Origin of the sequence: Streptomyces sp. NPDC006691 (assembly GCF_042869955.1) — a bacterium.
Taxonomy (GTDB): Bacteria; Actinomycetota; Actinomycetes; order Streptomycetales; family Streptomycetaceae; genus Streptomyces.
In genome coordinates this window covers 39,624-53,383 of record NZ_JBIAGW010000005.1, presented here as the reverse complement: position 1 = coordinate 53,383, position 13,760 = coordinate 39,624, and the positions used below count along the sequence as shown (strand labels likewise).

Sequence of the window (13,760 nt, the reverse complement as noted above, 5' to 3'; positions counted from 1 at the left end):
ACAATGCCGTCAGGGGTGCACATCCACAACGTGCGCGGCCAGTTATTCGAAGCCGCCGAGCGTGTCCTGCTTCGGGACGGGCCCGACGCGTTGACCAGCCGGGCGGTCACGGAGGAGGCGAACTGCGCGAAGGGTGTGCTGCACCGGCACTTCGCCGACTTCGACGCCTTCCTGGCGGAACTGGTCCTCGACCGCGTCCGCGGCATCGAGGACCGGACCACGACTCTGCGCGCGGCCGCCGGGACCGGGAGCGTGGTGGACAACCTCACAGACGCGCTGCAGGACCTGTTCGGTCCGGTCACGGTGGCGATCGTCGCGCTCATCACCTTCCGCGACGGCCTCCGTGCCCGGCTGCGCGAGGCCGGTCTGACCGGCATCCCACTCGCCATGCAGGGCACCGCCATGATCGCCGCATACCTCACCGCCGAGCGGGAGTGGGGGCGCCTGGCCGGTGACGCCGACATCGACACACTCGCCCCCACCCTCGTCGGGGCCGGGCACCTGCTGTTCGCCGACCGGACAAGCGCCCCACCGCAGACCGCCGCCGTCCGCAAGATGGTGACCACCGTCATCGTCGGCGCCTTGCGACCGCCCCAGCCGTAACCTGAACGCCCAGGTCGCCGACCACAGGTGCTGCCAACGCGACCCGGAAGATCGCTGGCCGACTGCTGGAGATCGACCGACACTGCCAACGCGGACCCGGAATCTACAGCCCGGGGCCGGGAGTGGTCGGCGGGGCGTTCCGTATGCCGTAGGGTGGAGTCATCGACGCGGGGTGGAGCAGCTCGGTAGCTCGCTGGGCTCATAACCCAGAGGTCGCAGGTTCAAATCCTGTCCCCGCTACGGAACTTCGGCCCCCGGCACCCAGTGCCGGGGGCCGAAGTGTGTGCCGGGCACCCACACATGGGTAGGCCATCTTGACGTGCGGTGCTGTGACTCCCCTGTGAACAGGGCTCGTTGGGGTCGGCGCACGCCGGGGCGCATGCGCTGGGGGACCTGACGGTGTGTCGATGTCCGCGTTCTGTTACGCGTTGAACTACTTTCCTTGGCCGACGCGGATCGGGTCCAGAGTGTGGGTGTCCGGCCGCCACCAGGCCGGACGATCGCACCATCGGACGGCGACGCAGGCTCTGCTCGCCGTCCTGAACTGGGGGTTTCCATGTCCGCACGTTCCATAGCCCGTGTCGTGGCCGGCCTGGCCGCCGGAGCCGCTCTGGTCGGGGCCACGGCCCTGCCCGCCACCGCCGCCGCCCCGCGCTCACCGATCGTCTTCGGCACCATCCAGTACGACAGCCCCGGCAAGGACGACGGTTCGCAGCGCAGTCTCAACGCCGAGTGGGTCACCGTCAGCAACACCGGTCGCTCGTCGGTCAACCTGAAGGGGTGGACGCTCAGCGACCGCAGCCACCACGTCTACACCTTCGGCGGCTTCACGCTGGGCGGTCACGCCTCGGTCCGCGTGCACACCGGCATCGGCCGCAACACCCGCGGCGACGTCTACCAGAACCGCCGTGCCTATGTGTGGAACAACACCGGTGACACCGCCACCCTGCGCGACAACCACAGCCACGTCATCGTCACCAGGTCCTGGGGTCGCCGCTGATGCCTTGGCGCGCGAAGTGACGCGCGCGGACTGTTGGTCGACGACGGCCGGCACCTCGGGAGGGGAGTGCCGGCCGTCGCCGTGCCCTGCCCCGCCTCGACCGGGCGGGGGAGGGCTGTGGAGGTGCCGGGCGGGGGTTTCTTGATGAGCGAGCGGCGGTGGGATGATGGCGCGATGTCTGATCGTGTTGTGGTTGCCGCCTGTGATGGCGCGTCGAAGGGTAATCCGGGTCCCGCGGGCTGGGGCTGGGTGATCGCGGATCCGGAGGGACGGCCGGAGCGCTGGGGCGCGGGACCGCTCGGCACCGCCACCAACAACGTGGGTGAGCTGACCGCACTGGAACGCCTCCTCGAAGCCGTGGCCCCCGGCACGCGCATGCAGGTGCGGATGGATTCCCAGTACGCCATGAAGGCGGTCACCCAGTGGCTGCCGGGGTGGAAGCGCAACGGCTGGAAGACCGCGGCGGGCAAGCCCGTCGCCAACCGCGAACTCGTCGAGCGCATCGACGAGTTGCTCACCGGGCGGGATGTGGAGTTCATCCATGTCCCCGCACACCAGGTGGGCGGGGACCCGTTGAACGCGATCGCCGACCAGGCCGCCAGCGATGCGGCCGCCACCCAGCGGGCCGCCGGTACCGCGCTGGGCGACCAGGAGTTGCCGGTGCCGGCGCCGGCCCGGGCCTCCGCGACGCGGGCCAGGCCCGCATCCGCGAGGAAGGCATCGTCCGCGGCCAAGCCGGCCTCCTCGGGGAAGCCGCGGACCATCAAGGCGAAGTTCCCGGGCCGCTGCCCTTGTGGGCAGCCGTATGCCGCGGGTACTCCCATCATGAAGCGCGAGGGCGGCTGGGGTCACCCGGACTGCAGCCCTGTGGAGTGAGGCACGGGGCCATGTCACCTCGTGGGTGGGTGGCTCCGCAGACGGTTTCGGGCGGGCCGGCCGGTCCGGCTCGCCACGAGGTCAGCCGGTGGTGGCGGGGGTGACGGCGTCCGCTCCCTTCTTGACGTCGCTGTCCGCCGGCTCCTTGGCCGTGCTGGTGTCCGTGGCGTCGGGGGCGGTGTAGAAGACGGACCGGTTCTGACGGGTGCGCTGCGCCTGGCCCTTGGCGACGAGGTTTTCGAGGGTGTTGCGCACCACGGTGCCGGCGATGTTGCGCTGCGGGTGTGCGTCGGTGAGACCCGCGGTGATCTCGGCTGCCGAGCGCGGCTCGCCGCTCTGCGCGAGGTGGTTCGCGACGAGGTCCCGCAGGGTGGGAGCGTTCCCGGACGCCTTGGCCTTGACGGCCGGCTTCGCCTGCTTCTTCCCGGCGCGACCTGCGGACTTCGCCGCCGTGCGCGCCTGGGGGATCCGCGGCGCCGTGGCCCCGGCGGTCTTCTTGGCGGCCTTGTCCTTGCCCTTGGCGGTGGCCTTGGCCGGCGTGTTGGAGGCGGGACCGATGGCCTGCTGCATGGACGCGAGCAGCGCGTGGTTGTTCTCCAGAACGCTCAACTGCTCCTGGAGCGCGCTGATCTGGCCGGCGATCTGTTCGCGTTCGGCGACATTGCTGTCCAGGTCGCTCTGGATCTGGGCGGCGTACTGGGACTGGAGCGGAGTGCTGTCCGGCACGAGTGGTTCCTCCGGGGGTGTGTGCGTAGGTGATTGCTGCCGGATGTTACGCGCCTCACCTGTGTCCGGACACCCACTTGACAGTAGATGAGACCGCTGAGGGTGATGAAGTGGTGTGGTGGTGGCCTCCACGGACACATCGAGTGAGGTCCCGCCCTGAGGTGTGGGTGCTGTGTGAGGGGTCGGACGGGGCGGTGCCGACCGGTCGATGCCGTCCCTGTCGGGGTCCGATGCCATCCCCGTCAGACCCCGATGTCACCCCCCCCCCCGGCAGACTCCCGTGGCATACCCGGCAGCCCCCATTGCATCCCGTCGGCCCCGCCGTGCGGTGTCACTCCGGTGTCGTGCACCTGAGTTCGCGCTCGCCCAGGGTGCGGCGCACACATGCCGCGACCACACCGCCGAGGCTTCCGGTATGGGCGAGTAGCGCGCGCTGAACGAGGGCGCCGTTGCCGTGGGCGAGGAGCCCCGCGGTCGTCCTGCGGGCCCAGCCCAGGTCGCCGGTGTCTTCGAGAGCCTCCTGTACGTGGTCGAGCAGGGCCCGCAGGACGGTGGGCGCGGGGGCCGGCCGCATGGTCAGGGGGTGCAACAGATCACCCTCCAGACCCGAGCGCGCGGCCCGCCACGCGGCCAGGCGCAACAGCTGCACCCCATGTCCCACCGGCGGCAGTCCCGCCCGCCAGTCGCGGGCCGCGGTCTCGACCAACGCGCGTCCCAGGCAGGCCAGCAGCACGGTGGTGGTGGACTCCAGACACACATCGGCGACGCGGATCTCCACCGTGGGGTAGCGGTGGGAGAGCCGGGCATCGAAATAGATCATGCCCCGGTCATGTACCACTCCGCTCGTCACCATGTCGTCGACCTGGGAGTGGTAGCGCTCGGCCGAGCCGAACACCCCGGTGGGTCCCGACATGGGCCATCGCCCCCACACCCGGCTGCGGTAACTGCTGTAGAGGGTGTCGTTCCCGTGCCAGTACGGCGAGTTCCCGCTCAGGGCGGTCAGGACGGGCAGCCACGGCTGGATCCGGTCCACGACCGCCACGCCTTCCTCGTCCGATGCGACCGACACATGCACATGGCAACCGCAGGTGAGCTGTTCCTGGGTGGTGAGGCCGAACTGTTCCTCCATCCACTGGTACCGCCGGCTCACGTTGACGGCGGGACGGGCGGGCAGCGGAGAGGTCGCGAGCGCGGCCACCGCCGCCCCGGCCTCCGCCGCGTGGCGGGCCGCCTCACGGCGCCAGCGCATGATCTCCGCGCCGAGTTCCTCCCGGTCCGTCTGGGGCCGGGTGCCGAACTCCAGCTGCTGGGCCTGGAGTTCGCCCTGGAAGGTCCCCTTCGGTGCACCGCCTCCGGCGGCGGCACACTTGGCAAGGCGGGCCAGTACTTCCGAGGACAGGGCACAGGGGTACCCGGTGCCCGGGTCGACCAGGAGCAGTTCCTCTTCCACGCCTACGGTGCGCAAAATGACGCTCCCATCCTGTCCGGGCGCCCGACGGGCGGCACGGGGAAACGGCCGGAGGCACCAGCATGCCTGGCCCACGCCATCCGTAGTTCCCCGTGCGGGGCTCTCTTTCGGTCACACCGCGCGCGGCCCGGCACCGCCCGCCCCAGCGGTCTCGTCGGTATCCGTCACGTCACTCGGGCACCAGCCGCGGCGGCCGTCGGACACGCCGCCGACCGGGGTGAATCCCCGGCGGGCGGGTGCGCCCACGGTATTCCTTGGGCCAGCGCGGGCGGGTGAACGTGCCGCCCACGCGCCCCACTCACGTCACGATGTAGGAGATCTGCCGATGCGCGTACCTCTTGTCGCCGCCGGGGCCGTCGCCGCCGCCGGAGCCCTTCTCGCGGTGGTCGCGGGCCCGGCCGCCGCGAGCTCCGGGTCCGTGTCCGCCGACCCGACGGGGACCGTCTCCCGGGACGGCACCATCACCCTGTCCGGCACCTACCGGTGTACCGCGCCGACGAGCCCGGGCCCGGTGCTCGTGGCCAGCTCGGTGGGGATCGGCTCGGCGGACAGCGGCAGCGTGCGGTACGGGCTCAACGGCGTCGCCGCGCAGTGCGACGGCGCCGAGCACACCTGGGTCAACCGGGGCCGGGCCGGATCCGGACCCGCCCCGGCGGCCGGGCCCGTCGACGTCCAGGCGACACTCGTACAGCTGGTCATGCGGGGCGGTCTTCCGCTGCCCTTCGTCATCGCCGCCGACCGGCACCAGGTGGAGTTGCGCCCCGCGGCGGAGTGAGGGCCCGGACCCCGACGGCCGGGCGGCCTCAAGGTTGCCTCCACAAGTGTGGGGACGGTGAGTTTCGGACATACCTTCCCCCATGGGGGCGGGAGGCGCGGCGTCCCCCGCGCAGGCTCGGTCCCCGATGGTGAAAGTCCTGTGTCGACAGGTGTCAACACCTGCAATTCATATGGTGGTTGCCCTGATCTGGCCGTTGATTCTCTTGATCCACTGCCAGAATGGCATAAGAAACGACCGAAAGTGTCCTGTTTGTTTTGACTCCTGATCGGCCTGCGGTGAAGGTCTCGTGCATGTCCCCTTCGCCCCAGGCCGCTTCCGGCGGTCTGCTCCGTATGCGCGATTTCCGCCTTCTGCTCGCCGGAGCCGCGGCCGGGCAGGTCGGCGCCCAGGTCACGCTGGTGGCGCTGCCCCTGGTGGCCGTGCTCGAACTCAAGGCACCCGCCTTCCAAGTGGGACTGCTCACCGCGGCGGAGACCGCCGCGTTCCTGCTCATCGGACTCCCGGCCGGGGCCTGGGTCGACCGGATGCGCAAACTGTCCCTGATGATCCGCGCCGACGTCGTGCGCTCGCTGGCCATGGCCAGCGTCCCGCTCGCCGCGCTCGCGGATGTCCTGACGATGGTTCAGCTGTACGCCGTCGCGCTGGTGGTGGGCGTCGCGACCGTCTTCTTCGACGTGGCCCACCAGAGCTATCTGCCCCAACTGCTGCCCCGGGAGCACCTGGTGGCCGGGAACGGGGCACTGGAGACGGTGCGTTCCTCGGCGCAGGTCGCCGGCCCCGGGCTCGGCGGCGGACTCGTCCAACTCGTCGGCGCCCATCTGGCGATCGTGGCCGATGCCATCGGCTACGCGATATCCGCCCTGTTCCTCCTCGGCATCCGCCGCCCCGAGAGCAAGCCTGAACCGGTCCCCGGCGCCTCCCTGCGCAAGGAGGTCGGCGAGGGCCTGCGCTTCGTGCTCGGCCACCCGCTGCTGCGCGTCATCGCGGGCACCACCGGCCTCGGCAACTTCTTCACCGCCATGCTCATGGCCACCCAGACCGTCTTCCTGGTCCGGGTCCTCGGCCTGCCGCCCGCCGCGGTCGGCGTGATGCTCTCCGCCTCGGCCGTGGGCGGACTCGCCGGCGCGCTCTGCGCCGGGCGTCTGGCCGGACGCTTCGGCCAGGCCCGCGTCATCTGGCTCTCCGCCCTCGTCACCGGGCCGTTCGCGCTGCTGTGGCCACTGTCCGGAAAGGGCGCCGCGGCCGCCCTGTTCGCCGTCGCCTCCGGCGTCGTCTTCTTCGGCGCCGTGGTCTACAACGTCGCTCAGGTGAGTTTCCGTCAGACCCTGTGCCCCCCGCGCCTGTTGGGTCGCATGAACGCCACCCTGCGCTTCCTCATGTGGGGCACCCTGCCGCTCGGCGCCCTCGTCGGCGGCGCCGTCGCCGACGCGTCCGGCGCCCGCGCCGCGCTGTGGATCTGCGCCGTCGGCTTCCTCGTCGTACCCCTGCCGCTGCTGCTCTCCCCGCTGCGCCGCATGCGCGAACTCCCCGACGCCGTCCAGCCCGAGGACGACGACCTGCGGCTCGCGGCGCCCGGTCACGACGAGAACGTTCCCGTCGCCTGACCCGCGAAGGCGCAGCACCCGCTCAACTCCGCACCGCCGCACGGACGTTACCCCCCCACGCCGAGCGTTTCCGACCCGAGAGAGGATCACGTGCTCCCCAGCATCACGGGCCAGTATCTGGCCCGCTACCAGCGCCTCGGCGACGCGGGTGACCCGGCCGCCGCGCTGCTGCCCGTCACCGGAGCCCAGCGGCGCTTCCTGCTCGTACGCGCCCTCGACCCCGCGGGCCGCGCGGACATCGTCCCGATGTTCTTCGCGTTCCCGCGCGGCACCGTCGACCCGGCGCGGCTGCGCGCCGCCGCGGAACACCTCGCGGCCCGCCACCCCGTCCTGCGCTCCCAGCCGTGCGTCGTACGCGGCACGCCGGTACTGCGGCCGCAGCCGGCCGAGGTGCCCCTGGAGCACGTGATCCGCGCACCCGGCGAGAGTGCCGAGGACGCGCTGCGCCGGGCGCTCGCGGACTGGGCCGCACAGGGCCCGCCGCTGCGCCTCTTCCTCGCCCGCGACGGCGCCGGGGGCGCCTCTCCCCAGGGCCCCCGCGACGCCTCGCACGACGCCTCGCGCGGGGGTGAGGAAGTGCTCGCCGTCGTCCTGGACCACACCGCCTGCGACGGCCAGTCGCTCGCCCGCATCGTCGAGGAACTCGGCGCCGCCTACCGCGACCGCCTGGGCCCCGACGACCTGTCGCCCGCCGAGGCGGCCACCGAACTGGCCGCCTACCGCGATGCCGTCCTGCGCCAGCTCGACGCCGAGGACCGAGCGGCCTCGCCCCGCGCCCTCGCGTACTGGGGGGACCGGCTGCGTACGGCGCAGGAGCAGGCGCCACTGCCGCGGAAGCTGCCCATATCCGCCGAACTGCCCAGCGGAGCGGTCGAGTCGAGGATTCCGTCACCTGTCGGTGGCGTCCCCTTCCCGGCGCTGCTCGACGCGTGCCGTGCGGCGGCCGGTGCGCTGTTCGGCACCGGGCCCGTGTCACCCGTCGGCTACCCGTGGGGCGGCCGGCCCGCCGGCGCGGAGCCGGTGCTCGGCTGCTTCCTCAACACCGTGGTCTTTCCCGCCGACACCGGCGCGGCCACGGTCCCGGAGATCACCGCCACCGACTGGTGGGACGACCTCGACCGGGCCGACACCCCCTTCGACGAAGTGGTACGGGCCGCCCGCGCGGGCGGCTCCGCCTGGTCCGGCAGGCTCGACGGCCTGCTCACCGTGGACGACTCCCGCCACCGCACCCCGCTCGTGCTCGGCGCCACCCCCGGCCGTGAGGTGCACATCGGCGGCCGTCAGGTCCGCGCGCCCTTCGCCGTCTCCGCGACCCAGGGTCCCGAACTCCACCTGCGCATGGTGTGGGACCGCGCGGTCCTCGACGACGCCGCGGCCGAGGACGCCTTCGCGGCCCTGTGCGGAGCGCTCCCCGCCGAGGCCCCGGCCCACTAGCCCACCCGCGCCGCACGTGACCGCCCGCGGACGGCCGCGTACCCCCGAACCTTCCGCATCCGTCCGTGCCGCGCGATCCGCGACCGGCCGGCGCCCCGCCGTGCGGTCGCACAACCGCGTTCCGCACCATCCGACCCGACAACCCAAGGGATCGCCCATGCTCCCCCTCTCCTCCTCGCAGGAGATCGTCTGGCTGCACGAACAAGTGCAGCCCGGCAGCCGCGCCTACAACTTCACCGCCTCGCTCGACCTGTGGGGCACCCTCGACGTCGACGCGCTGCGCAGCGGCCTGACCGCCACGCTCGCCCGGCACACCGGGCTGCGGCTCGAACTCGTGGCCGTGCCCGGCGCGATGCCGGGCCAGCGGGTGGCCGACGTCTGCCTGCCGCGGCTGAGCACCGTGGACATCTCCTGGGAGGCCGATCCCGAGGCCGCCTTCGAGAAGCTGCTGCGCGGCGAGGCGGAGACCCCGCTGGACACCTTCGAGGCGCCGCTGATCCGCTGGACCCTCGTCAAGCTCGCCGACGACCAGCACCGGCTCATCCACGTGGAACACCACCTGATCCACGACGGCCACTCCTTCGCGATCCTCCTGCGCGACGTCTTCAGCGTCTACCGGGCCCAAGTGCTGGGCGAGAAGATCGAGTTGGGCACCCCCAGCTCGTACGCCGACCATGTGCGCGCCCGCGCCGAGGACGTACGGGCCGAGGAGCTGAGCGCCAGCCTGGCGTACTGGACCGACACGCTGCGCGACGCCTCCTACGACATGCCGCTGCCCGGCCTGACCCGGCCCGGCGCCCGGCGCCGCCACCACGGCGGCCAGCTGCGCCAGTCGATCGGCGCCGACCTCGCGGAGCGGCTGCGCGCCCACACCCGCGAACGCGGACTGACTCCGTTCGCCACCCTGCTCGGGCTCTTCGCCGAGATGTTGCGCCGCCACAGCGGACGCGGCCAGATGGTGGTGGGTACCGCCGTGGGCAACCGGCCGCGCGGCTTCGAGGACGCCGTCGGTATGTTCGTCAACACCATTCCCCTGCGCCTCGACCTGGATGCCTCCGCGCCGGCGGAGGACGCCATGGACGAGGTCACCGACACCCTCATCCGTGCGCTCCCGCACCAGGAAGTGCCGGTGCAGGAATTGACCCGGTCGCTCGGGCTGCACACCTCGGGCGCCGACAACCCGCTGTTCAGCGTCATGTTCAGCGCCCATGACGCACCGCTTCCCGAACTGGACGTGCCCGGGCTCGACGTCACCCTGTTCGAGGGGTTCAACACCGGCACCACCCGCTTCGACCTCGATGTGGTGCTGCTCCCCGACGACCGGCGCGGGGTGAGCCTGCGGCACGGCACGGCGGGCATGACCCTCGTCTGGGACTACGACGCCGACCTGTTCGGAGAGGAGGTCGCGCGGCTCCTCGCCGACCGCTTCCTCGACCTGCTGCGCGCCTACCTCGACGCGCCCGCCACCGCCCTCGGCGACCTGGCGCTCCCCACCACCTTCCCGGAACCGGAGCCCGCCCCCGTCGTGCCGCCCGACCGCGACGCGCTCGACCCGGCCGCCGGGCAGGACCCGTCGCTGCCCGCCCTCCTGATCGGCGCCCGCCGGCTCACCTACGGCGACCTGGACGCCCGGGTCGCCTCGCTCGCGACGCGGCTGCTGGCCGCCGGTGTGACGGCCGGGCAGCCGGTCGCCGCGGTGCTGCCGCGCGGTGTCGACTCGGTGGTGACCCTGCTGGCCTGTCTGCGCACCGGCGCGGTCTACTGCCCGCTGTCGCCGTCCGACCCCGCCGCCCGCCTGGAGCTGCTCCTGGAGCGGCTCGCCCCCGCGCTCGTCCTCACCGCCGAGAACAGCCCGGTCCGCGTCCCCGACGGCCTGCCGAGCGCCCACCTCGACGCCCCCGCGCTGCCGGCCGCACGCCCGGCGGACACCGTGCCGAACACGGCGTACATCATCCACACCTCCGGCTCGACCGGCATACCCAAGCCGGTGGCCGTCGGCCGCCAGGCCCTGGTCAACCACCTGACCGGTGCCGCCGAACGGTTCGGCCTCGCGGCCGGCGACCGGGTGCTCCTGTTCGCCCAGCCCTCCTTCGACGTCGCCCTCGAAGAGGTGCTGCCCTCGCTGTACGCGGGCGCCTGCCTCGTCGTACCCGAGCAGGACGTGCCGACCGGCGGCGAACTCGCCGAGCTCCTCGCGTCCGCCCGGGTCACCGTGGCGAACCTGCCCACCAGTTACTTCCTCGCCACCCGCGAAGACCTCCTGCCGGTCCTGAAGGAAGAGCGCTGGGCGCCGCGCCTGATCGTGCTGGGTGGCGAGCGCATCCCCGCGGACGTGATGCGCGCCTTCTTCGCCGCCACCGAAACGGACACCGGGACTCCGTTCTCGGTGCTCAACGCGTACGGAGTGACCGAGGCGGCCATCAGCTCCACCGTCCACGAGATCACCCGCGAGAACCTCGTCGAGGGAGCCGAGATACCGCTCGGCGGCGAACTGCCGGGCGAGCGGATCCACGTCCTGGACGAGGGCCTGCGCCCGCTGCCCACCGGCGCCGTCGGTGAACTCGCGGTCGCGGGAGCCGGGTTGGCCGAAGGATACGTCGGCAACCCCGAGGCCACCGCGGCCCGCTTCGTCACCGTCGAGGCGCTCGGGGGCGAGCGCGTCTACCTCACCGGCGACCTCGGCTACCGCGGCCAGGACGGCCTGCTGCGCTTCCTCGGCCGCCGCGACAACCAGATCAAGCTGCGCGGCTACCGCATCGAACTCGAAGAGGTCGAGGCCGCCGCCTCCGCCGCGCTCGGCGGCCGTTCCTGCGCCGTCGTGCTCGACAAGGACGCTGCCGGCGGGCCCCGGCTGGTCGCCTTCCGCGAGCGCGCCGACGAGGTCGAGGAGTGGGACGAGCAGGCCCTGCACGCCGAGCTCGCCAACCGCCTTCCCGGCGCCCTGGTGCCCGCCCGCTGGGTGCTCCTGGACGCCATGCCCACGCTCGCCGGAGGCAAGCCCAACCGGGTGGCCCTCGCCCGCCTGGCCGCCGAACCGGCCCCGGCCGCCCCCGTCGAGGAGGCGCCGCCGATGGCGGACCCGGCACTCTCGCGGGACCCGGCCGTCGCGCTGCTCGCGGAGGGCTGGCGCGAGGTGCTCGGACACGATCGCTTCGAGGAGAGCTCGCACTTCTTCCACATCGGCGGACACTCCCTGCTCGCCGCGCAGCTGGCGGCCTGGCTGGAGCCCCGCCTGGGCGAGCGTCCCTCGCTGCGCCTGCTCTTCCAGCACCCGGTCCTCGCCGACCAGGCCCGCGCCCTCGGCGCGACCGCCACCCCCGCCCTCGCCACGCCGAAGGAGTCGTGATGACCGATCAGTTGACGGAACGTCAGTCCACCGCCCCTGCCGCCGCCGACGCCGGCCTGAGCATCCTGCGCGGCGCACCCCTTTCCACGTCCGCCGCTCCGGGTGTGCTCGCGCGCTACGAGGAGTGGGTGCGCAACGCACCGCAGGCCCCCGCGGTGATCGACGGCGAGCACCGCTGGAGCTACGCCGAGCTCGACGAGGCGGCGGACGCGGTCGCGAAGACGCTGGCCGGCCGGGTCCGGCCCGGCGACCTCGTCGGAGTCTGCCTGGACCGCTCGGCGGCCCTGGTGGTCACCGCCGTCGCTCTGGCCCGGATCGGCGCGGTCTACCTGCCGCTCGGCCCGCGCCCCGGAGAGCGCCGCATCAGCGCCGTCGCCGAGGACATCGGCGTCGTATGCCTCATAGCCGACCCGCACAACCTGACGGAGTGTCAAGGGCAGGGCGAACACGTCGAGTTGCCACTGCCCGCGGAAGGCGTCAACGCCACCGCCGCTGTCGTGGCCGCCTTCGGGACGGTCGCACCGGACGCTCGTACCGCCCCGCCCGAGGCCCTGTACGCCGTCCTCACCTCCGGATCCACCGGCCGCCCCAAGGCGGTCGCCGTCGGCGAACCCGCGCTCGCCGCCCTCCTGGACTGGTACCGCGCGGAGACCGGGCTCGCCCCGGGCGACCGGCAGTCGCTGCTCATCGGTGTCGCCTTCGACCCCCACCTCCTTGAGCTGTGGGGCGGACTGACCTGTGGCGCGGCCCTGATACCCGCCCCCGACGAGGTCCGCTGGGACCCGGCCGCGCTCACCGACTGGTGGCGCGACGCCGAGATCACCGTCGGCGTCTCGGCCACCCCCATGGTCGAACCTCTTCTGGACCGGCCCTGGCCGCAGGACCTGAAGCTCCGTCACCTCATGGTCGGCGGCGACCGGATGCGCCGCCGCCCCGGCCCCGACGTCACCGCCACCGTGCACAACGCCTACGGCCCCGCCGAGGCGACCGTCGTCACCACCACCCACGCCATGCGGGCCACCGACCCCGACGTGAGCCTCGACGCCGCACCGCCCATCGGCGCCCCGGTCGCGGGTGCGACCGTCGCCGTCACCGATGCCGACGGCGCAGTCCTGGCGCGCGGTGAGGCCGGCGAACTCCGCATCGGCGGAAGCTGCCTGGCGCTCGGCTACCTCGACCCGGAGCTGACCGCCCGGCGCTTCACCGCCCCGCCGGCCCACCTGCCGGACCTGGACCGCATGTACCGCACCGGCGACCGGGTCCGGATGCTCGCGGACGGCCGCCTCGAATTCCTCGGCCGCCTCGACGACCAGGTCAAGATCAGCGGCGTGCGGATCGAACCCGCCGAGGTCGAGGCCGCGTTCGAGCAGCACGAGCACGTCCGCAGCGCCGTGGTCACCGCCCCGCGCGACACCGAGGGCCGCGCCCGGCTCGTCGCCCACGTCCTCGCCACCGCCGGAGCGGCCCCCGCCGTCGATGAACTCCTCACCGCCGTACGGGCCTGGCTGCCCGAGCAGGCGGTGCCCTCGACCGTACGGATCGTGGACGCCTTCCCGCTGGACGCCAACGGAAAGGTGGACCGGGCCGCCCTGCGCAAGCGGGCCGAGGAGTCGCCCGCGCCCGTGGCCGGGGCCGAGCTGCCCGAGGGGGCCGGCGCCGACGAACTCCTCGTCCTCGCCACGGTCCGTGACCTGCTCGGCCGTCCCGAGATCACCCTGGACGACAACTTCACCGACGCCGGAGGCACCTCCATCCTCGCGGCCCGGCTCCTCGAAGCCCTGGAGCGCGAGACTCAAGTGCGCCTTCGCGCACCGGAGTTGCTGCGTCAGCCCGACCTGCGCGCGATCGCGGCCGTGCTCGACAGGCGCCGCACCCTCGCGCGCACCCCGGGGACCTGACGTGACTGCCTCGCGGCCCCCCACCGA

10 protein-coding genes and 1 tRNA gene are annotated in these 13,760 nt (G+C 72.9%); 9 read left to right on the top strand and 2 right to left on the bottom strand.

All coding sequences use genetic code 11. The features are described 5' to 3' along the window. Positions 1–15: 15 nt before the first annotated feature. The 4 genes from ACFYNP_RS13545 to ACFYNP_RS13530 all read left to right on the top strand — a co-directional run bounded on the left by ACFYNP_RS13545 (position 16) and on the right by ACFYNP_RS13530 (position 2,479). A complete protein-coding gene (locus tag ACFYNP_RS13545; RefSeq protein ID WP_388785365.1) occupies positions 16–603 on the top strand; it encodes a TetR/AcrR family transcriptional regulator in 588 nt (195 codons plus the stop codon). A 166-nt stretch (positions 604–769) separates the two neighbouring features. Beyond that, a tRNA-Met gene (locus ACFYNP_RS13540) sits at positions 770–843 on the top strand. Between the two features lie 316 nt (positions 844–1,159). Further along, positions 1,160–1,603, top strand: coding sequence for a lamin tail domain-containing protein (locus ACFYNP_RS13535; RefSeq protein ID WP_388785363.1), 444 nt, complete (start codon positions 1,160–1,162; stop codon positions 1,601–1,603). Positions 1,604–1,777: 174 nt separating this feature from the next. After that, positions 1,778–2,479 (top strand): ribonuclease H, encoded by a 702-nt coding sequence (locus ACFYNP_RS13530; RefSeq protein ID WP_388785361.1) that lies wholly within the window; start codon positions 1,778–1,780, stop codon positions 2,477–2,479. An 81-nt stretch (positions 2,480–2,560) separates the two neighbouring features. On the opposite strand, the gene ACFYNP_RS13525 is transcribed toward ACFYNP_RS13530, so the two are convergent. Further along, complete coding sequence (locus tag ACFYNP_RS13525) at positions 2,561–3,205, bottom strand: hypothetical protein (RefSeq protein ID WP_388785359.1); 645 nt, start codon at positions 3,203–3,205, stop codon at positions 2,561–2,563. Between the two features lie 331 nt (positions 3,206–3,536). Beyond that, positions 3,537–4,670, bottom strand: a complete 1,134-nt coding sequence (locus ACFYNP_RS13520; RefSeq protein ID WP_388785357.1) for a glutamate--cysteine ligase — start codon at positions 4,668–4,670, stop codon at positions 3,537–3,539. A 328-nt stretch (positions 4,671–4,998) separates the two neighbouring features. Here ACFYNP_RS13520 and ACFYNP_RS13515 point away from each other — a divergent pair, with 328 nt between their 5' ends. From ACFYNP_RS13515 to ACFYNP_RS13495, 5 genes are all read left to right on the top strand, one after another. After that, positions 4,999–5,448, top strand: a complete 450-nt coding sequence (locus ACFYNP_RS13515; RefSeq protein ID WP_388785355.1) for a DUF6299 family protein — start codon at positions 4,999–5,001, stop codon at positions 5,446–5,448. Between the two features lie 293 nt (positions 5,449–5,741). Continuing rightward, positions 5,742–7,055, top strand: a complete 1,314-nt coding sequence (locus tag ACFYNP_RS13510) for an MFS transporter (RefSeq protein ID WP_388785353.1) — start codon at positions 5,742–5,744, stop codon at positions 7,053–7,055. A 90-nt stretch (positions 7,056–7,145) separates the two neighbouring features. After that, the gene (locus ACFYNP_RS13505; RefSeq protein ID WP_388785351.1) at positions 7,146–8,489 is read left to right on the top strand and encodes a non-ribosomal peptide synthetase; all 1,344 of its coding nucleotides are present in this window, start codon (positions 7,146–7,148) and stop codon (positions 8,487–8,489) included. A 157-nt stretch (positions 8,490–8,646) separates the two neighbouring features. Continuing rightward, on the top strand, positions 8,647–11,835 hold the full coding sequence (locus tag ACFYNP_RS13500; RefSeq protein ID WP_388785350.1) for an amino acid adenylation domain-containing protein: 3,189 nt from the start codon (positions 8,647–8,649) through the stop codon (positions 11,833–11,835). After that, a complete protein-coding gene (locus ACFYNP_RS13495; RefSeq protein WP_388785348.1) occupies positions 11,835–13,733 on the top strand; it encodes a non-ribosomal peptide synthetase in 1,899 nt (632 codons plus the stop codon). Before ACFYNP_RS13500 ends, ACFYNP_RS13495 begins: the two co-directional genes overlap by 1 nt. The last annotated feature ends 27 nt before the right edge of the window (positions 13,734–13,760 follow it).

Coding starts and splice junctions, on each gene's coding strand:
- ACFYNP_RS13510 (WP_388785353.1), top strand. CDS start 5,742: ATGTCCCCTTCGCCCCAGGCCGCTTCCGGCGGTCTGCTCCGTATGCGC.
- ACFYNP_RS13515 (WP_388785355.1), top strand. CDS start 4,999: ATGCGCGTACCTCTTGTCGCCGCCGGGGCCGTCGCCGCCGCCGGAGCC.
- ACFYNP_RS13495 (WP_388785348.1), top strand. CDS start 11,835: ATGACCGATCAGTTGACGGAACGTCAGTCCACCGCCCCTGCCGCCGCC.
- ACFYNP_RS13535 (WP_388785363.1), top strand. CDS start 1,160: ATGTCCGCACGTTCCATAGCCCGTGTCGTGGCCGGCCTGGCCGCCGGA.
- ACFYNP_RS13500 (WP_388785350.1), top strand. CDS start 8,647: ATGCTCCCCCTCTCCTCCTCGCAGGAGATCGTCTGGCTGCACGAACAA.
- ACFYNP_RS13530 (WP_388785361.1), top strand. CDS start 1,778: ATGTCTGATCGTGTTGTGGTTGCCGCCTGTGATGGCGCGTCGAAGGGT.